This is a genomic window from Lysinibacillus sp. FSL W7-1291 (assembly GCF_038593415.1).
In the GTDB taxonomy this organism is placed as follows: domain Bacteria; phylum Bacillota; class Bacilli; order Bacillales_A; family Planococcaceae; genus Lysinibacillus; species Lysinibacillus fusiformis_D.
This window is the reverse complement of sequence record NZ_CP151994.1, coordinates 4382005-4401798: the sequence shown is the minus strand read 5'-3', so window position 1 is coordinate 4401798 and position 19794 is coordinate 4382005. Positions and strand designations below refer to the sequence as shown.

19 protein-coding genes and 1 other annotated feature are annotated in these 19794 nt (G+C 39.5%); all 19 genes read left to right on the top strand.

What is annotated here, in order from left to right:
* The first annotated feature begins 3 nt into the window (after positions 1-3).
* The 19 genes from NST76_RS21535 (at position 4) to tuf (ending at position 19775) form a co-directional block, all read left to right on the top strand.
* On the top strand, positions 4-423 hold the full coding sequence (locus NST76_RS21535) for a Mini-ribonuclease 3 (protein ID WP_036123747.1): 420 nt from the start codon (positions 4-6) through the stop codon (positions 421-423).
* On the top strand, positions 423-1175 hold the full coding sequence (gene rlmB, locus NST76_RS21530; RefSeq protein WP_036123745.1) for a 23S rRNA (guanosine(2251)-2'-O)-methyltransferase RlmB: 753 nt from the start codon (positions 423-425) through the stop codon (positions 1173-1175). Before NST76_RS21535 ends, rlmB begins: the two co-directional genes overlap by 1 nt.
* Before the next feature lie 2 nt (positions 1176-1177).
* Positions 1178-1690, top strand: a complete 513-nt coding sequence (locus NST76_RS21525) for an NYN domain-containing protein (RefSeq protein ID WP_036123742.1) — start codon at positions 1178-1180, stop codon at positions 1688-1690.
* A 68-nt stretch (positions 1691-1758) separates the two neighbouring features.
* Positions 1759-2406 (top strand): RNA polymerase sporulation sigma factor SigH, encoded by a 648-nt coding sequence (gene sigH, locus NST76_RS21520; protein ID WP_036123738.1) that lies wholly within the window; start codon positions 1759-1761, stop codon positions 2404-2406.
* A 77-nt stretch (positions 2407-2483) separates the two neighbouring features.
* Positions 2484-2630: a 50S ribosomal protein L33 gene (gene rpmG / locus NST76_RS21515; RefSeq protein ID WP_004233588.1), complete on the top strand. Its 147-nt coding sequence runs from the start codon at positions 2484-2486 to the stop codon at positions 2628-2630.
* A 48-nt stretch (positions 2631-2678) separates the two neighbouring features.
* Complete coding sequence (gene secE, locus NST76_RS21510; protein ID WP_036123733.1) at positions 2679-2864, top strand: preprotein translocase subunit SecE; 186 nt, start codon at positions 2679-2681, stop codon at positions 2862-2864.
* Between the two features lie 349 nt (positions 2865-3213).
* Complete coding sequence (gene nusG, locus NST76_RS21505; RefSeq protein ID WP_036123731.1) at positions 3214-3747, top strand: transcription termination/antitermination protein NusG; 534 nt, start codon at positions 3214-3216, stop codon at positions 3745-3747.
* A 230-nt stretch (positions 3748-3977) separates the two neighbouring features.
* Complete coding sequence (gene rplK / locus NST76_RS21500) at positions 3978-4403, top strand: 50S ribosomal protein L11 (RefSeq protein ID WP_004233593.1); 426 nt, start codon at positions 3978-3980, stop codon at positions 4401-4403.
* A gap of 116 nt (positions 4404-4519) precedes the next feature.
* Entirely contained in the window at positions 4520-5218 is a 699-nt protein-coding gene (rplA, locus tag NST76_RS21495; protein WP_036123728.1) for a 50S ribosomal protein L1, read from the top strand.
* A 53-nt stretch (positions 5219-5271) separates the two neighbouring features.
* Positions 5272-5418 (top strand) — a sequence feature (ribosomal protein L10 leader region).
* Between the two features lie 32 nt (positions 5419-5450).
* Complete coding sequence (rplJ, locus tag NST76_RS21490) at positions 5451-5951, top strand: 50S ribosomal protein L10 (RefSeq protein ID WP_004233596.1); 501 nt, start codon at positions 5451-5453, stop codon at positions 5949-5951.
* A 74-nt stretch (positions 5952-6025) separates the two neighbouring features.
* Positions 6026-6385 carry a 50S ribosomal protein L7/L12 gene (rplL, locus tag NST76_RS21485; protein ID WP_004233598.1) on the top strand — a complete coding sequence of 120 codons (360 nt, stop codon included), beginning with the start codon at positions 6026-6028 and terminating at the stop codon, positions 6383-6385.
* A 76-nt stretch (positions 6386-6461) separates the two neighbouring features.
* Positions 6462-7064: a class I SAM-dependent methyltransferase gene (locus NST76_RS21480; protein ID WP_058845123.1), complete on the top strand. Its 603-nt coding sequence runs from the start codon at positions 6462-6464 to the stop codon at positions 7062-7064.
* Between the two features lie 241 nt (positions 7065-7305).
* Positions 7306-10881, top strand: a complete 3576-nt coding sequence (gene rpoB / locus NST76_RS21475) for a DNA-directed RNA polymerase subunit beta (RefSeq protein WP_342544444.1) — start codon at positions 7306-7308, stop codon at positions 10879-10881.
* A 203-nt stretch (positions 10882-11084) separates the two neighbouring features.
* Complete coding sequence (gene rpoC, locus NST76_RS21470) at positions 11085-14768, top strand: DNA-directed RNA polymerase subunit beta' (RefSeq protein WP_058845122.1); 3684 nt, start codon at positions 11085-11087, stop codon at positions 14766-14768.
* A gap of 137 nt (positions 14769-14905) precedes the next feature.
* A complete protein-coding gene (locus NST76_RS21465) occupies positions 14906-15154 on the top strand; it encodes a ribosomal L7Ae/L30e/S12e/Gadd45 family protein (protein WP_036123715.1) in 249 nt (82 codons plus the stop codon).
* 98 nt (positions 15155-15252) lie between these two features.
* Positions 15253-15672, top strand: coding sequence for a 30S ribosomal protein S12 (gene rpsL, locus NST76_RS21460; RefSeq protein ID WP_010860613.1), 420 nt, complete (start codon positions 15253-15255; stop codon positions 15670-15672).
* 149 nt (positions 15673-15821) lie between these two features.
* Positions 15822-16292: a 30S ribosomal protein S7 gene (gene rpsG / locus NST76_RS21455; protein ID WP_036123710.1), complete on the top strand. Its 471-nt coding sequence runs from the start codon at positions 15822-15824 to the stop codon at positions 16290-16292.
* 80 nt (positions 16293-16372) lie between these two features.
* Positions 16373-18451, top strand: a complete 2079-nt coding sequence (gene fusA, locus NST76_RS21450) for an elongation factor G (RefSeq protein ID WP_036123709.1) — start codon at positions 16373-16375, stop codon at positions 18449-18451.
* 136 nt (positions 18452-18587) lie between these two features.
* The gene (gene tuf / locus NST76_RS21445; protein ID WP_036123706.1) at positions 18588-19775 is read left to right on the top strand and encodes an elongation factor Tu; all 1188 of its coding nucleotides are present in this window, start codon (positions 18588-18590) and stop codon (positions 19773-19775) included.
* The last annotated feature ends 19 nt before the right edge of the window (positions 19776-19794 follow it).

Genomic DNA, 19794 nt, shown 5'->3' with positions numbered 1-19794 from the left:
AAGTTGGATAAACTTCGCAATGAAGATGTTAAGCAATTAAATGCGCTGGCATTAGCCTATATGGGGGATGCCGTATTAGAACAAAAAATACGTGAGCATTTGCTACGTTCTGGCCGTGTTAAGCCGAATACGCTGCATCGAGAGGCAACTCGTTATGTTTCAGCAAAAGCGCAATCTAAGATCGTTCATCGCATGATGGATGAAAATTATTTAACAGAGGAGGAATTGGCTGTGTTCCGTCGTGGACGCAATGCCAAATCCGGCTCTGTACCAAAAAATACAGATGTCCAAACCTATCGTAATAGCTCAGGCTTTGAGGCAGTGCTTGGTAGTTTATATTTATTAAATGAACTAGAACGCGTGTATGAAATCATTGCATATGCTATTCAAATAATCGAGGAATCAAAGGGAGTGTCTAAATAATGGCAGAACAAAATGGTGAAATTATTGCCGGTAAAAACCCAGTGTTAGAAGCACTTCGTTCAGGCCGCGATATGAATAAAGTATGGATTGCAGAAGGTGTCAAAAAATCTGGTGTGAATGAATTGCTAGATTTAGCCCGAGAACGTGGTGTAATAGTTCAGTTTGTCCCAAAAAAGAAAGTCGATCAATTATCGAGTGCTAATCATCAAGGAATTGTTGCATCTGTTGCCGCTTATAAGTATGCTGAACTTGAGGATTTATTTGCAGCTGCAGCCAATAAACAGGAAGATCCTTTTTTCCTAATTTTAGACGAGCTAGAGGATCCTCATAATCTAGGGTCTATTATGCGAACGGCTGATGCTATCGGAGCACATGGTATTATTATTCCAAAGCGTCGATCTGTTAGTTTAACAGCTGTAGTGGCAAAAGCATCCACAGGTGCTATTGAACATGTTCCAGTTGTACGTGTGAACAATCTTGCTCAAACGGTTGATGAACTAAAAGAACGAGGTGTATGGATCGCTGGTACAGATGCGAAGGGCTCGGTGGATTATCGAAAAATGGATGCCACATTACCGTTAGCCATCATTATTGGCAGTGAGGGCAAGGGAATGGGTCGTTTATTAAAAGAAAAATGCGATTTTTTATATCACTTACCAATGGTTGGGCATGTTACATCATTAAACGCATCAGTTGCTGCAGCGCTTTTAATGTATGAAGTGTATCGTAAACGTCAAGAAGCGAATGAGTAACAATGAAAAACATTTTGCTTGTTGATGGCTATAATATGATTGGATCTTGGAAAGAGCTGCGGCCATTGCGTGATACAAATTTTGAGGATGCGCGCAGAAAGCTGATAGAAGTTATGGCTGAATATAAAGCGGCTATGGACTGGCGCGTAATTATTGTTTTTGACGCACATCTTGTACCAGGAGTTGAGCAATCTTATATAGAAAATGGTGTAGAAGTCATTTATACGCGTAAAAATGAAACGGCAGATGAACGAATAGAAAAAATGACGCGTGAACTAAAGGCTAGAAATGTACAGATACATGTAGCAACGTCCGATATGGCAGAGCAAAGCGTTATCTTTGGTAATGGTGCTCTAAGGAAATCGGCTAGAGAGCTAGAAATTGATACAAGCATTATCCAACATAAAATTTCACATGACGTGAGGCGCAAACAAGAAAGCAAGCCGCCTTCTCGTATAGAATTAAAGCCAGATGTTGCACTTGCTTTTGAAAAATGGCGACGAGGATTGAAATGATAGATTGACGCATATTTTCCAATTCCGTTATACTGTTCCTAATTATCTGTTGTGGCTGAGGTGATACCATGTTTAAAAATAGCATTGTACAAGTGACACAAGATTTTGAACGATTCAATGATGAAGAACTTATTGAAATGGTGCATCAAGGTAATACAGATGCGTTGGATTACTTAATTACGAAATACCGTTTGTTAGTAAGAGCAAAGGCAAGGTCCTATTTCTTAATTGGAGCAGATAAGGAAGACATCGTGCAAGAGGGTATGATCGGTTTATATAAAGCGATTCGTGATTTTAAAGGCGATAAACTGGCTTCTTTTAGGGCTTTTGCAGAGCTGTGTATTACAAGGCAGATCATCACGGCGATTAAAACAGCTACTAGGCAAAAGCATATTCCACTAAACTCCTATATCTCTTTGGACAAGCCTATATTTGATGAAGAGTCAGACCGAACGTTAATGGATGTGCTAACAGGTGCTATTATGGACGATCCAGAAGAATTGATGATTCATAGAGAAGAGTTCGGCTATTTAGAAGAAAAAATGAGTGAGATTTTAAGTGAATTAGAACTACAAGTTTTAGCTTTATATTTAGATGGTCAGTCTTATCATGAAATTTCTGAGAAATTAAATCGCCATGTGAAATCGATTGATAATGCATTGCAGCGGGTCAAGCGTAAATTAGAGCGACATTTGGTCCTTGAGGAAATGTCTTAGTCCATATAGGCCTTTATTGACATTGACAAATATAGGTGTTAGTCTTAAAAAGACAAAGTGCCGAAAAAGGTGAGTATATGGCAAAAAAAGTCGTGCTAAATTGCGAGAAATGCGGGTCGAGAAATTACACGTTCCCAGCTAAAGAAGGTTCAACTGTACGTCTCGAATTAAAGAAATTTTGCTCGCATTGCAATGAACATACAATGCATAAACAAACGCTATAAAATGATATGTAAATAGACAGATATGATTGATTCGGAGGTTAAGCTAGAATGGGCAAGATCAAAGGCTTTTTAAGTGATGTAATGTCTGAAATGCGCAAAACAAGCTGGCCAAAAAGTAAAGAACTAACGAAATATACAGTCGTTGTAATTTCAACTGTTGTCATTATGGCTTTATTTTTTGTATTAGTTGACTTAGGTGTTTCATCATTATTCCGCTGGTACTTAGATTTATAATTTAGTAAATAGCATATTTTTGAAATAGCCCGTCCATTGTAATAACGGGTTTTTTCGTTTGTTTTATCTTCATTCAGCAGAAAACTTTATCTATTGGTTTGATGACATGGTGAAGTGAAGGTCAGTAAAATACGCTCATGATTATAAGGATGCTACTAGGAGAGTATGATAGTAGTGATTGATGACTATGCTAGTTTCGGTATATATCATCGGGCTTTCGCTGGCTATTAGCGAAAGCTATATTTTTCTAATGAGATGTTTGTGAAAAGAGTAAGAATGCGTTTAGCATATCGCGATTCATTTTCACTTTTATTTGTAAGGGAGGGACGGACGAGGAGTCCTAGTAGTTATGGAGAAAAATTGGTATGTTGTTCATACGTATTCAGGGTATGAAAACCGTGTAAAAGCAAACCTAGAAAAACGTGTAGAAACAATGGGAATGCAAGATAAAATCTTCCGTGTAATTGTTCCTGAGCACGAGGAAACAGAAATGAAAGATGGGAAAAAGCGCACGATGATGCGCAAAGTTTTCCCTGGTTATGTGTTAGTTGAGTTAATTATGACAGACGATTCTTGGTATGTAGTACGAAATACGCCAGGCGTTACTGGCTTTATCGGCTCATCAGGTGGAGGAGCAAAACCAACACCTTTACTACCAGAGGAAGCAGATCGTCTACTACAACAAATGGGTATGACTGATAAGGTTGTAGAAGTTGATATAACTGTTGGTGAGGCTGTTGAAGTATTAGAAGGGCCGTTCGCTCATTTCCAAGGGCGTGTTGAGGAAATTGACACGGAAAAAGGAAAAATAAAAGTGTCGGTTGATATGTTTGGTCGCGAAACAATTATGGAGCTAGATTTCGAACAAATTCAAAAATTATAGTTCCAGTAATTGATCTATGACATGTCAATTGGTAGATGTTTCGCAGATTTTGTTAATTACTACTTGCTTAAAAAAATTAAAAGTGGTATCATTTCATAGGTCAGACTGTCATACTTTTAGTTGACGTCTGTATTGATAATTTTAATGTTATCGGCACTTAGCTGACAGACAGATATTGAGTGGGAGGGGCAACCCAATTACCACATCACGGACTTAAGGAGGTGTGTCTCGTGGCTAAAAAAGTTATTAAAGTTGTAAAACTTCAAATCCCTGCTGGTAAAGCTAACCCAGCTCCACCGGTTGGTCCTGCATTAGGTCAAGCGGGTGTGAACATCATGGGATTCTGTAAAGAATTCAATGCGCGTACTGCTGATCAAGCTGGTCTTATTATTCCAGTTGAAATTTCAGTATTCGAGGACCGTTCTTTCACTTTCATTACAAAAACTCCACCTGCAGCAGTGTTACTTAAAGTAGCAGCTGGTATCCAATCAGGATCTGGTGAACCAAATCGTAAAAAAGTGGCAACGGTTAAGCGTGATAAAGTTCGCGAAATCGCTGAAACTAAAATGCCAGACCTTAACGCTGCTTCAGTGGAAGCTGCTATGTTAATGGTTGAAGGTACTGCACGAAGCATGGGTATTGTTATCGAAGACTAATCCCATTTACTTGATGTTTTGTTTTTTGGAAGGTTGCGAAGTTTCTTTGTGAACACGCAACCTTTATTCGTGGGAGGTAAAATCCGCTATAACCACAATCAAGGAGGAAATATATAATGGCTAAAAAAGGTAAAAAACTGCAAGATGCAGTAAAATTAATTGATCGTAACTCACTATATAGTGCACAAGAAGCAATCGAACTTGCTCAAAAAACTAGCACAGTTAACTTCGACGCTACTGTAGAAGTTGCTTTCCGTCTAGGTATTGATACTCGTAAAAACGACCAACAAATCCGTGGTGCAGTAGTGCTACCAAACGGTACCGGTAAAACTCAACGTGTATTAGTATTCGCAAAAGGTGAGAAACTTAAAGAAGCTGAAGCAGCTGGCGCTGACTATGTAGGCGATGCAGAATACATCCAAAAAATCCAACAAGGTTGGTTTGATTTCGATGTAATCGTAGCAACTCCTGACATGATGGGCGAAGTTGGTAAACTTGGTCGTGTATTAGGACCTAAAGGTTTAATGCCAAACCCTAAAACTGGTACAGTTACTTTCGATGTAACAAAAGCGATCGAAGAAATCAAAGCTGGTAAAGTAGAATACCGTGCTGATAAAGCTGGTATCATCCACGCTCCTATCGGTAAAGTTTCTTTCTCAGCAGAAAAATTAGTAGAAAACTTCTTAGCTGTTTTTGATGTAGTGCAAAAAGCAAAACCTGCTGCAGCTAAAGGTACTTACATGAAATCTGTAAATGTTACAACTACAATGGGCCCAGCTATTAAAGTTGACGCTTCTAACGTAGTAGTAAAATAATTTATATATATGTGTTGACGACAGTGAGTATACATGATATTATAGTTGCTGTTGTGAATTATCCATTTGTACCGTAGACAGTAGGGGTGACTTGTCACTTAATGATCCTACCGAGGACATCGGAATTCAGATTCTTATTTTAAAGATGATGACTTTCAGCCTCTGCGTCTATTTGACCCAGAGGCTTTTCTTTTGTCGGTATAAATGACCCATTCTAATAGGAGGTGTCATCATGAGCAAAGCAATCGAAAACAAACAAGTACAAGTTCAAGAGATTACTGAAAAATTCCAAGGCGCTGCTTCTGTAGTAGTTGTGGATTACCGTGGTCTTAATGTTGCACAAGTAACTGAGCTTCGTAAACAACTTCGTGAAGCTGGCGTTGAGTTCAAAGTTTACAAAAATACTTTAACTCGTCGTGCTGCTGAGGCTGCTGGTCTTGAAGGAATCAACGACGTATTAGTTGGTCCTAACGCAATTGCGTTCTCAAATGAAGATGTTGTAGCGCCTGCTAAAATCATCAACGAGTTCGCTAAGAAAAACGAAGCTTTAGAAATTAAAGCGGGTATTATTGAAGGTACAATCTCTTCTGTTGAAGATGTTAAAGCACTTGCAGAACTTCCATCACGCGAAGGTCTACTTTCTATGCTTTTATCTGTACTTCAAGCTCCAGTGCGTAACTTCGCACTTGCAACAAAAGCTGTTGCAGAACAAAAAGAAGAACAAGGCGCGTAATTTAATACGCACTCAGACTTCTGCGGCCTGATCGCAAAAAAAATAAAACATTATCCAATTAGGAGGAAATTATAATGAATAAAGAGCAAATCTTAGAAGCTATCAAAGCTATGACAGTTCTTGAATTAAACGATTTAGTAAAAGCAATCGAAGAAGAATTCGGTGTAACAGCTGCTGCTCCTGTAGCAGTAGTTGCTGGCGGTGCTGCTGCAGCTGAAGAAAAAACTGAATTTGACGTAGTATTAGCATCTGCTGGTGCAGAAAAAATCAAAGTAATCAAAGTGGTTCGTGAAATCACTGGTTTAGGTCTTAAAGAAGCTAAAGAAGTAGTAGATAACGCTCCTAAAGCTCTTAAAGAAGGCGTTTCTAAAGATGAAGCTGAAGAAATCAAAGCTAAACTTGAAGAAGTTGGCGCATCTGTAGAAGTTAAGTAATCTCGTATTACTTTTTAACAAAAGGAAAGCTCGTCATTTTGGCGAGCTTTTTTCTTCATTCTGAGGAGGCATGAAAATGTCAGATCATTATTATACAAGTAAGCCTCAAACTGAGAGTAAACCTCGTCACTGGACATTCAAGTTACTAGGGCATTCGTTTTCGTTTGAAACGGATGCAGGTGTATTTAGTAAAAGCGAAGTAGATTTTGGATCCCGTGTTTTAATAGACGCTTTTAAAATGCCTAATATTAATGGTGCGATATTGGATGTAGGTTGTGGATATGGGCCGATAGGATTATCGATTGCCAAAGCGAATCCAGACCGTACCGTTTATATGATGGATATAAATGAACGCGCAGTTACACTTTCGCAGAAAAATGCGCAAGTGAACGGTGTTCAAAATGTGCGAATATTTGTGAGTGACGGCCTATCGATGGTTGATACAGATGTAGAAGCTGCAGCTATCTTAACGAATCCACCAATTCGTGCAGGGAAGGAAACGATTTTCCGCTTTTACGATGGAGCTTATGATCGACTAGTGCCTTCGGGTGAGCTTTGGGTAGTCATCCAGAAGAAACAAGGAGCACCATCGACAGTAAGTTACCTAGAAGAAAAATTTTCAGAAGTCGATATTGTCGAGAAGAAAAAAGGGTACTGGATAGTACGCGCAAAAAAATAAATGAAATATGTATAATTTATTGACTTGACAAATCGGCTATGATAATATGATACAATGCAAAAATATTATTTTGAGGTCGTATGCCCTTTTGTATAGAAATGTTTTTATATGGGTATACTTGCCAAGATAAGTTTAGTTAACCGAAAATGAGATCTTTTTGAAGACTCGTTTTCTTTTTGTCTTTCGAAATCATACACTATTTGTATGATTTTGCAAAGACCTAATATCGCTTTATTGAGGGGTGAATGAGTTGACAGGTCAACTAGTTCAGTACGGACAACACCGCCAGCGTAGAAGCTTTGCGCGTATTAAAGAGGTGCTTGAGCTTCCAAATCTGATTGAGATTCAAACGGCGTCTTACGAGTGGTTCCTTGAAGAAGGTTTACGTGAAATGTTCCGTGACATTTCGCCGATCGAGGACTTTACAGGTAATCTTTCATTAGAATTCATCGATTATTCATTAGGTGAGCCTAAGTATGATGTTGATGAATGTAAAGAGCGAGATGTTACTTACGCAGCTCCATTACGTGTGAAAGTACGTCTTTACAACAAAGAAACAGACGAAGTGAAAGAACAAGATGTCTTCATGGGTGACTTCCCATTAATGACAGAAACAGGTACGTTCATTATCAATGGTGCTGAACGTGTTATCGTTTCACAATTAGTTCGTTCACCAAGTGTGTATTTCCATGATAAAACTGATAAAAACGGTAAAAAAGGTTTCGGCGCAACAGTGATTCCAAACCGTGGTGCATGGTTAGAGTATGAAACTGATGCAAAAGACGTAGTTTATGTGCGTATCGATCGTACTCGTAAGCTACCAGTAACAGTGTTACTACGTGCACTAGGTTTCGGTTCAGACCAAGAAATTATCGATATTATCGGTGATAACGAGTATTTACGTAATACGTTAGAAAAAGATAACTCTGAAAGTACAGAAAAAGCACTTTTAGAAATCTATGAACGTTTACGTCCAGGTGAGCCTCCAACAGTAGAAAGTGCGAAGAGTTTATTGTACTCTCGTTTCTTCGATGCAAAACGTTATGATTTAGCGAATGTTGGTCGCTACAAAATGAATAAAAAGCTTCATATTAAAAATCGTTTATTTAACCAAACGATTGCTGAAACGCTTGTAGATCCTGAAACAGGCGAAATTTTAGTAGAAAAGGGTACAGTGCTTGACCGTCGTACTTTAGATAAAATTCTACCTTACCTAGAAGATTCATCAAAAGGTATTGGTTACCGTACTTTATCGCAAGTTGGTGGCGTGCTTGAGGACGATGTAACAATCCAATCTATTAAGATTTATGCACCGAAAGATGAAACACAAAAAGAAATTAATATCATCAGTAATGCGTACATTGATGAAGAAGTGAAGAATATTACACCAGCTGACGTTTTATCTTCAGTAAGCTATTTCTTCAACTTACTTTACCAAGTAGGCGCAACAGATGATATTGACCATTTAGGTAACCGTCGTCTACGTTCAGTAGGTGAGTTACTACAAAACCAATTCCGTATCGGTTTATCTCGTATGGAACGTGTAGTACGTGAGCGTATGTCCATTAACGACACAGCTGCAATCGTACCGCAACAATTAATTAATATTCGTCCTGTAATTGCGTCTATTAAAGAGTTCTTCGGTAGCTCTCAATTATCTCAATTCATGGACCAAACAAACCCTCTAGCAGAGTTAACACATAAACGTCGTTTATCTGCATTAGGGCCTGGTGGTTTAACACGTGAGCGTGCTGGTTTTGAAGTGCGTGACGTTCACTACTCTCACTACGGTCGTATGTGTCCAATCGAGACACCTGAGGGTCCAAACATTGGTTTAATCAACTCATTATCTTCATTTGCCAAAGTCAATAAATTTGGATTCATCGAAACGCCTTATCGTCGTATTGATCATGAAACAGGTCGAGTAACGGATCAAATTGATTATTTAACAGCTGATGAAGAAGATAACTACTATGTAGCACAAGCAAACTCGCTATTAAATCCAGATGGTACATTTACTAATGAAGAAGTAGTAGGTCGTTTCCGTGGGGATAACACAGTATTCAATAAAGCTCAAATGGACTACATGGACGTATCTCCTAAACAAGTAGTTTCTGCTGCGACTGCCTGTATCCCGTTCTTAGAAAACGATGACTCTAACCGTGCACTTATGGGTGCCAACATGCAACGTCAAGCAGTTCCACTTCTTAACCCAGAAGCACCATTCGTTGGTACGGGTATGGAACATGTTGATGCGCGTGATTCAGGTGCAGCTGTTGTAGCGAAATACGATGGTATTGTTGAGCACGTAGAGGCTCGCTCTATCCATGTTCGTCGCATTGAAGTTGTAGACGGCAAAGAGGTTAAAGGCGATTTAACAAAATATAAATTACAAAAATTCATTCGTTCAAACCAAGGTACTTCATATAACCAACGTCCACTTGTAAAAGTTGGCGAGCGTGTGAAGCCTCGTGATATTTTAGCAGACGGTCCATCAATGGAAAGAGGCGAACTGGCTCTTGGACGTAACGTACTTGTTGCATTCATGACTTGGAACGGCTTTAACTATGAGGATGCTGTTATTATGAGCGAGCGCCTTGTAAAAGACGATGTCTATACATCTGTTCATATTGAAGAATATGAATCAGAATCTCGTGATACAAAGCTTGGGCCTGAAGAAATCACTCGCGATATTCCGAACGTTGGGGAAGATGCACTTCGTAACCTAGACGAACGTGGTATTATCCGTATTGGTGCGGAAGTACGTGATGGCGATATTCTGGTAGGGAAAGTAACACCTAAAGGGGTTACAGAATTAACTGCGGAAGAGCGTTTATTACATGCAATCTTCGGTGAAAAGGCTCGTGAGGTTCGTGATACTTCATTACGTGTACCACACGGTGCTGGCGGTATCATTCTTGACGTTAAAGTATTTAACCGTGAAGATGGCGATGAATTACCACCAGGCGTTAACCAATTAGTTCGTGCTTATATTGTTCAAAAACGTAAAATTCGCGTTGGGGACAAAATGGCCGGACGTCATGGTAACAAAGGGGTTATCTCTCGTATCTTACCGGAAGAAGATATGCCGTTCATGCCAGATGGCACGCCTGTTGATATCATGTTAAATCCACTTGGTGTACCTTCTCGTATGAATATCGGACAAGTTTTAGAGTTACACTTAGGTATGGCTTCCCGCTACCTAGGCGTCCACATGGCAACACCAGTATTTGATGGTGCTAATGAAGAAGACGTTTGGGAAACAATGGAAGAAGCAGGAATGAACCGTGACGGTAAAACAATCCTGTATGATGGACGTTCTGGTGAACCATTTGATAACCGTGTATCTGTTGGGATCATGTACATGATCAAACTTGCTCACATGGTTGATGATAAACTTCACGCACGTTCAACTGGTCCTTATTCACTTGTTACGCAGCAACCACTTGGTGGTAAAGCGCAATTTGGTGGACAACGTTTTGGTGAGATGGAGGTATGGGCACTTGAAGCATACGGTGCTGCATATACACTTCAAGAAATCTTAACGGTTAAATCCGATGACGTTGTTGGTCGTGTGAAAACATATGAAGCCATCGTTAAAGGTGAAAGTGTACCAGAGCCAGGTGTTCCTGAATCATTCAAAGTATTGATTAAAGAACTTCAATCTCTTGGTATGGATGTTAAGATGTTAACAGTTAATGATGAAGAAGTAGAGCTTCGCGATTTAGACGAAGAAGAAGATCTTCAACCAGCTGATGCACTTAACATTGCACCACAGCCAGATACAGAAGAAGAGCCAGTAGAGTCTTTTGAATAATGGAAACCCAAATTCACAATGGTGAATAAGGTCAAACTTATTTTTCAAATTAGCCGGGCAGGATTTAACGCCCTGCCTGGCTTTTTCTTTTAATAAATCATTCTATTTCTAATCCTTTGCCAAAGAGGCAATTCTTTGCAAGCGATTATCGAGCTGCGTAAAAGAGTCTTTATAAAGACCTATACTAGAGGGAGGTAGGCTCCTTGATAGACGTTAATGAATTTGAATATATGAAAATCGGTTTAGCATCCCCTGACAAGATTCGTTCTTGGTCATATGGTGAGGTTAAAAAGCCTGAAACAATTAACTACCGTACATTAAAACCAGAAAAAGATGGTTTATTCTGTGAACGTATCTTTGGTCCAACTAAAGATTGGGAATGTCATTGTGGTAAATATAAACGTGTACGCTATAAAGGCGTAGTTTGTGACCGTTGTGGCGTTGAAGTAACACGCGCTAAAGTTCGTCGTGAACGTATGGGACACATCGAATTAGCAGCACCAGTTTCTCATATCTGGTACTTCAAAGGTATTCCAAGCCGTATGGGTCTAATCCTAGATATGTCACCACGTGCATTAGAAGAAGTTATTTATTTTGCTTCATATGTTGTGATTGATGCGGGTGCTACTAATTTAGAAAGCAAACAATTACTTTCTGAAAAAGAGTACCGTGCATACCGTGAAAAATTCGGCAACACATTCGAAGCTGCAATGGGTGCAGAAGCAATCAAAAAACTATTAAGCAAAATTGACTTAGAGGATGAAACACATTCTTTAAAAGAAGAGTTAAAATCTGCACAAGGTCAAAGACGTACTCGTGCTATCAAACGTCTAGAAGTTGTTGAATCTTTCCGTAACTCAGGTAACTCACCTGAATGGATGATTCTAGATGTTCTACCTGTTATTCCACCAGAGCTTCGTCCAATGGTGCAATTAGATGGTGGTCGTTTTGCAACTTCCGATTTAAACGATTTATACCGTCGTGTAATTAACCGTAATAATCGTTTAAAACGTTTATTAGATTTAGGTGCGCCAAGCATCATCGTACAAAACGAAAAGCGTATGCTACAAGAAGCTGTTGACGCATTAATTGATAATGGTCGTCGCGGACGTCCTGTAACAGGGCCTGGTAACCGTCCACTAAAATCACTTTCACATATGCTGAAAGGTAAACAAGGTCGTTTCCGTCAAAACTTACTTGGTAAACGTGTTGACTATTCTGGTCGTTCCGTTATCGTAGTAGGTCCAAACTTAAAAATGTACCAATGTGGTTTGCCAAAAGAAATGGCTATCGAATTATTCAAGCCATTCGTAATGAAAGAGTTAGTAGAGCGTGGTCTTGCTCATAACATTAAATCTGCTAAGCGTAAAATTGAACGTTTAAACAATGACGTTTGGGACGTTTTAGAAGATGTTATTCGTGAGCATCCAGTATTATTAAACCGTGCACCAACGCTTCACCGTCTTGGTATTCAAGCATTTGAACCAACACTAGTTGAAGGTCGTGCTATTCGTCTTCACCCATTAGTATGTACAGCGTATAACGCTGACTTCGATGGTGACCAAATGGCGGTTCACGTACCGTTATCAGCAGAAGCTCAAGCAGAAGCTCGTCTTCTAATGCTTGCAGCACAAAACATCTTGAATCCAAAAGATGGTAAACCTGTTGTAACACCTTCTCAAGATATGGTATTAGGAAACTACTACCTAACACTTGAACGTGAAGATGCTCGTGGTGAAGGTACTGTTTTCTATGGTCCAAATGAAGTCTTAATTGCATATGATACAGGTCATGTACATTTGCATACACGTATCGCGATTAAAGCAAGTTCGTTAAATAACCCAACATTCACAGAAGAACAAAATAATATGTTCCTATTGACAACTGTTGGTAAAGTAATCTTTAACGAAATCTTGCCAAAATCATTCCCTTATATTAATGAGCCAACTGATTTCAACTTAGAGCAAGTAACACCAGAGAAATACTTCGCTAATTTAGTAATTGACGAAGATACTCTGAAAGAGCTTGAATCAGATAGCGCTTATAATAATTTAGATGAAAAAGGGAAAATTGATGCACAACGTACAGCTGTATTGCGTAAATATTTTGCATCAGTACCAGTTGTAAATCCATTCCGTAAAAAATTCTTAGGAAATATCATTGCTGAAGTGTTTAAACGTTTCCACATTACTGAAACATCTAAAATGCTTGACCGCATGAAAAACCTAGGATTTAAATATTCAACACGTGCTGGTATTACTGTAGGTGTATCTGACATCGTGGTATTACCTGATAAAGGTGAAATTTTAGCTGTAGCTCAAGAAAAAGTGGATAAAGTTCAAGCGCAATTCCGTCGTGGTTTCATTACAGAGGATGAACGTTATGATCGTGTTATCTCAAGCTGGAGTGCTGCGAAAGACGAAATTCAAGCGAAACTGATGAAGTCACTTGAGAAAACAAACCCAATTTTCATGATGTCTGATTCAGGTGCCCGTGGTAACGCATCTAACTTTACGCAGTTAGCTGGTATGCGTGGTCTGATGGCCAACCCGGCTGGTCGTATTATTGAACTTCCAATTAAATCTTCATTCCGTGAAGGTTTAACAGTATTAGAGTACTTCATCTCTACTCACGGTGCTCGTAAAGGTCTTGCCGATACAGCCCTTAAAACTGCCGATTCAGGTTACTTAACACGTCGTCTTGTTGACGTTGCACAGGATGTTATTGTACGTGAAGATGACTGTGGTACTGACCGTGGCTTAACAATTGGTGCATTAATGGAAGGCACAGAACTGATTGAAGCTCTAGATGAACGTATTGTTGGTCGTCATACGAAGAAAACAATCGTACATCCTGAAACGGGTGAAGTTATTTTAGGAAGAGATGGTTTAATCGACCAAGATGTTGCTCGTGCAATTATTGAAGCAGGTATCGAGGAAGTGACAATCCGTTCAGCATTTACATGTAATACAAAACATGGCGTATGTAAAAAATGTTACGGCATGAACTTGGCAACAGGTGAAAAGGTTGAGGTTGGAGAGGCAGTTGGTATTATTGCAGCTCAATCAATCGGTGAACCAGGTACACAATTAACAATGCGTACATTCCATACAGGTGGGGTTGCCGGAGATGATATTACACAAGGTCTTCCACGTATCCAAGAGATCTTTGAAGCACGTAATCCAAAAGGTCAATCTGTTATTTCAGAAATCACAGGTACTGTTTCAGATATCACAGAAATTCGTGAAGGCTTAAAAGAAATTACTATTCAAGGTGACGTAGAAACGCGTAAGTATCAAGCACCTTATAATGCACGTTTAAAAGTTATCGAAGGTGATAATGTAGAGCGTGGTCAAGTTTTAACAGAGGGTTCTATCGATCCAAAACAATTGTTAAAAGTCAAAGATGTTTCAACTGTTCAAGAATATTTATTAAAAGAAGTTCAAAAAGTATACCGTATGCAAGGGGTAGAAATTGGTGATAAACATATCGAGGTAATGGTTCGCCAAATGCTTCGTAAAGTACGTGTAATTGAAGCTGGAGATACAGATTTATTACCAGGTTCATTACTAGATATCCACCAATTTGCAGAGGCAAATGCAGATGCTGTTATGAATGGCAAAAATCCTGCAACTTGTCGTCCTGTTATCCTGGGTATTACAAAAGCTTCTCTTGAAACAGAATCATTCTTATCTGCAGCATCGTTCCAAGAAACAACACGTGTGTTAACAGATGCAGCAATTAAGGGTAAACGTGACGAGCTTCTTGGATTAAAAGAGAACGTAATTATCGGTAAACTTGTTCCAGCAGGTACTGGTATGCAACGTTACCGTCAAATCCGCATCGAAAAAGATGAGCTTGACACAGAAGTTGTTTCTGCCGAATAGACATTAAAATAGGACCGAAGAGATGGAATTTCACCGTCTCTTCGGACTTTTTAAAGATATTAGTTGACAGTGTAAATTGGTAATGATAATATATTGAAGGTTGATAGTTAACTGTCTGTACTTCGGAGGATATGAAAATGTCTTATGATAAAGTAAGGGCTAGTCAAACAATCATAGGTACAAAGCAAGCAGTAAAAGCAATGCGAGCCGGTTCAGTGAAAGAACTTCTTGTGGCACTTGATGCAGACAATTGGGTAACCGATTCGGCCATATCTTTCGCGAGAGAAATCGGTATACCAGTTATTCTTGTTGAGTCGAAAAAGGAACTGGGCAAGGCCTGTGGAATCCATGTTGGAGCTGCGGTAGTTGCGATTACTGTAGAGTAGTTTTTGTGTATTAAACACAAAGACTTTGTTTTTACCCAAAAAATGAACCACCTGGATGTGTGGTATTAACAAGGAATAAATGAAGGGAGGAAATATCGATGCCTACAATTAACCAATTAGTACGTAAGCCTCGTCAATCTAAAATCACGAAATCAAAATCACCAGCGTTAAACAAAGGATATAACTCATTTAAAAAATCTTTAACTGATGTTAAATCACCACAAAAACGCGGTGTTTGTACTCGTGTTGGTACAATGACACCTCGTAAACCGAACTCAGCGTTACGTAAATACGCTCGTGTACGTTTAACTAACCAAATTGAGGTTACAGCTTATATCCCAGGTGAAGGCCACAACTTACAAGAGCACAGTGTTGTTCTTATCCGTGGCGGACGCGTAAAAGACTTAGCGGGTGTTCGTTACCATATCGTACGTGGAGCTCTTGATACAGCTGGTGTAAACGGTCGTTTACAATCACGTTCTAAATACGGAACAAAACGCCCTAAAGAAAAAAAATAATTTAACGTTAAATAACGTTATTTAATACTGAGCCTCATACTAATTGTCACAAATATCGAATCTTGCTAGCAGATTTGATATTTGATCGACAAATACGAAAAGGCCAACTTTATAAAATAATCGATAACTATTCGAAAGGAGGAAAACACATGCCTCGTAAAGGTCCTGTTTCCAAACGTGACGTGTTACCAGATCCAATTTATAGTTCAAAACTAGTAACTCGTTTAATCAATAAAATGATGGTTGATGGTAAAAGAGGTACTTCTCAAAAGATTTTATACGGTGCGTTCGAACTTGTTAAAGAACGTTCTGGTGAAAATCCAATTGAAGTATTCGAAGCCGCTCTAAACAACGTAATGCCAGTTCTTGAAGTTCGTGCTCGCCGTGTTGGTGGTTCAAACTACCAAGTACCGGTTGAAGTACGTCCAGAACGTCGTACAACTTTAGGTCTTCGTTACCTAGTTAACTATGCTCGTCTTCGTGGTGAAAAAACTATGGAAGAACGTTTAGCTAACGAAATTCTTGATGCTTCTAACAACACTGGTGCATCAGTTAAGAAACGTGAAGACATGCACAAAATGGCAGAAGCGAACAAAGCATTCGCTCACTACCGTTGGTAATTTAACCTATGTGTTAGCCAGTTAGCTAACACAAGGTCTCTTATACAGTCTTTACCCCAATATGGAAGGAGAAATTTCCTATGAAACGCGAATTCTCACTTGAGAATACTCGTAATATTGGGATCATGGCTCACATTGATGCTGGTAAAACAACAACAACTGAGCGTATCCTTTATTACACTGGTAAGATTCACAAAATCGGTGAAACTCATGAAGGCGCTTCTCAAATGGACTGGATGGAGCAAGAGCAAGAGCGTGGTATTACAATCACTTCTGCTGCAACAACAGCCCAATGGGCAGGCCATCGTGTAAACATCATCGATACTCCTGGACACGTAGACTTCACTGTAGAAGTAGAACGTTCATTACGTGTACTTGACGGTGCTGTTACAGTACTAGATGCTCAATCTGGTGTTGAGCCTCAAACTGAAACTGTATGGCGTCAAGCTACAACTTATGGTGTTCCACGTATTGTATTCATTAACAAAATGGATAAAACAGGAGCAGATTTCTTATATTCTGTAGGAACTCTACATGATCGTTTACAAGCAAACGCTCACCCTATCCAATTACCTATCGGAGCTGAAGATCAATTCTCAGCAATCATCGACCTAGTTGAGATGAAAGCTACTTTCTATGGCGACGAAAAAGGTACAGCAGTAACTGAAGGAGAAATTCCTGAAGAATACCGCGCACAAGCTGAAGAATACCGTGAAAAACTAATCGACGCTGTTGCAAGTGTTGATGAAGAAATCATGGAAAAATATTTAGAAGGCGAAGAAATTACTGTTGCGGAACTTAAAGCAGCGATCCGTCGTGCTACAATCGCAGTAGAATTCTACCCAGTAATCTGTGGTACAGCATTCAAACACAAAGGCGTACGTCCAATGTTAAATGCCGTTATCGATTACTTACCATCTCCAGTTGATGTACCAGCAATCAAAGGTACTTCAGTAGATGGTGACGAAGAGTTAGAACGTAAATCTTCTGATGCAGAGCCATTCTCAGCTCTTGCATTCAAAGTTATGACTGACCCATTCGTAGGTAAATTAACTTTCTTCCGTGTGTACTCTGGAACATTAGATTCAGGTTCATACGTGCAAAACTCTTCTAAAGGTAAACGTGAGCGTGTAGGTCGTATCCTACAAATGCACGCTAACTCTCGTGAAGAGATCTCAAAAGTATTTGCTGGAGACATCGCAGCAGCAGTAGGTCTTAAAGACACTACTACTGGTGATACTCTTTGTGACGAGAAGAACCTAGTTATTCTTGAATCAATGGAGTTCCCTGAGCCAGTAATTTCTCTTTCTGTAGAACCAAAATCAAAAGCTGACCAAGATAAAATGGGTCAAGCTTTACAAAAACTTCAAGAAGAGGATCCAACTTTCCGTGCTCATACTGACACAGAAACTGGACAAACAATCATCTCAGGTATGGGTGAACTTCACCTTGATATCTTAGTTGACCGTATGCGCCGTGAATTTAAAGTAGAAGCTAACGTAGGTGCTCCAATGGTATCTTACCGTGAAACATTCCGTAGCTCTGCAAAAGTTCAAGGTAAATTCACTCGCCAATCTGGTGGTCGTGGACAATACGGAGACGTAACGATTGAGTTCTCTCCAAATGAAGAAGGTAAAGGATTTGAATTCGAAAACGCTATCGTTGGTGGTGTAATTCCTCGTGAATACATTCCTGCAGTTGAAGCAGGTCTTCGTGACTCTCTTGACCGCGGTGTAGTAGCTGGTTACCCTCTAATCGACATTAAAGCGAAATTAGTATTCGGTTCTTACCATGACGTTGACTCGAATGAGATGGCGTTCAAAATTGCTGCATCTATGGCTCTTAAAGAAGCTTCGAAACAATGTGACGCTGTTATCTTAGAACCAATGATGAAAGTAGAAGTTGTAATTCCAGAAGAATACCTTGGCGATATCATGGGTAACATTACTTCTCGTCGCGGACGCGTTGAGGGTATGGATGCTCGTGGTAACTCACAAGTTGTTCGTGCGATGGTTCCTTTAGCAGAAATGTTTGGTTATGCAACAACACTTCGTTCTGCAACACAAGGTCGTGGTGTATTCTCAATGACATTCGATCATTATGAAGAAGTACCAAAATCAATTGCTGCTGAAATCATCAAAAAAAATAAAGGTGAATAATTGAATTTTCATCTTGCATAAAGTATAACTAATTTGTAAGCTATGATTGCAGGATAGGGGATGGGCCCGTTCTCTATCGGCATTCATTCTATAAATTTCAAAAATAAAACATATAATTTTGAGGAGGCAATCTCTAATGGCTAAAGAAAAATTTGACCGTTCTAAAACGCATGCTAACATTGGTACAATCGGACACGTTGACCATGGTAAAACTACTTTAACTGCTGCAATCGCTACAGTTCTTTCTAAAAAAATGGGTGGTACAGCTAAATCATACGCTGACATCGATAACGCTCCAGAAGAAAAAGAGCGTGGTATCACAATCAACACTTCTCACGTAGAATATGAAACAGAAACTCGTCACTATGCACACGTTGACTGCCCAGGACACGCTGACTATGTTAAAAACATGATCACTGGTGCTGCACAAATGGACGGCGGTATCTTAGTAGTATCTGCTGCTGATGGCCCAATGCCACAAACTCGTGAACACATCCTTTTATCTCGTCAAGTAGGTGTTCCATACTTAGTAGTATTCATGAACAAATGTGATATGGTTGATGACGAAGAATTATTAGAATTAGTAGAAATGGAAATCCGTGATCTACTATCTGAATATGACTTCCCAGGTGACGATATTCCTGTAATCAAAGGTTCTGCTCTTAAAGCTCTTGAAGGTGAACCAGAATGGGAAGAAAAAATCGTTGAATTAATGGACGCTGTAGATTCTTACATCCCAACTCCAGAACGTCAAACTGACAAACCATTCATGATGCCAGTAGAGGACGTATTCTCTATCACTGGTCGTGGTACAGTTGCAACTGGCCGTGTTGAACGTGGTCAAGTTAAAGTTGGTGACGTAATTGAAATCATCGGTATCGCTGAAGAAGCTAAATCTACTACTGTAACTGGTGTAGAAATGTTCCGTAAATTATTAGACTATGCTGAAGCTGGTGACAACATCGGTGCTTTACTACGTGGTGTTGCTCGTGAAGAAATCCAACGTGGTCAAGTATTAGCTAAACCAGGTTCAATCACTCCACACACAAACTTCAAAGCTGAAGTTTACGTTTTATCAAAAGAAGAGGGTGGCCGTCATACTCCATTCTTCTCTAACTACCGTCCTCAGTTCTACTTCCGTACAACTGACGTAACAGGTATCTGTAACTTACCAGAAGGCGTTGAAATGGTAATGCCTGGTGATAACATCGAAATGACAGTTGAACTTATCGCTCCAATCGCTCTTGAAGAAGGTACTAAATTCTCTATCCGTGAGGGTGGCCGTACTGTAGGCGCTGGCGTAGTTGCTTCTATCCAAAAATAATTTTAGCTTTCGCTAATTA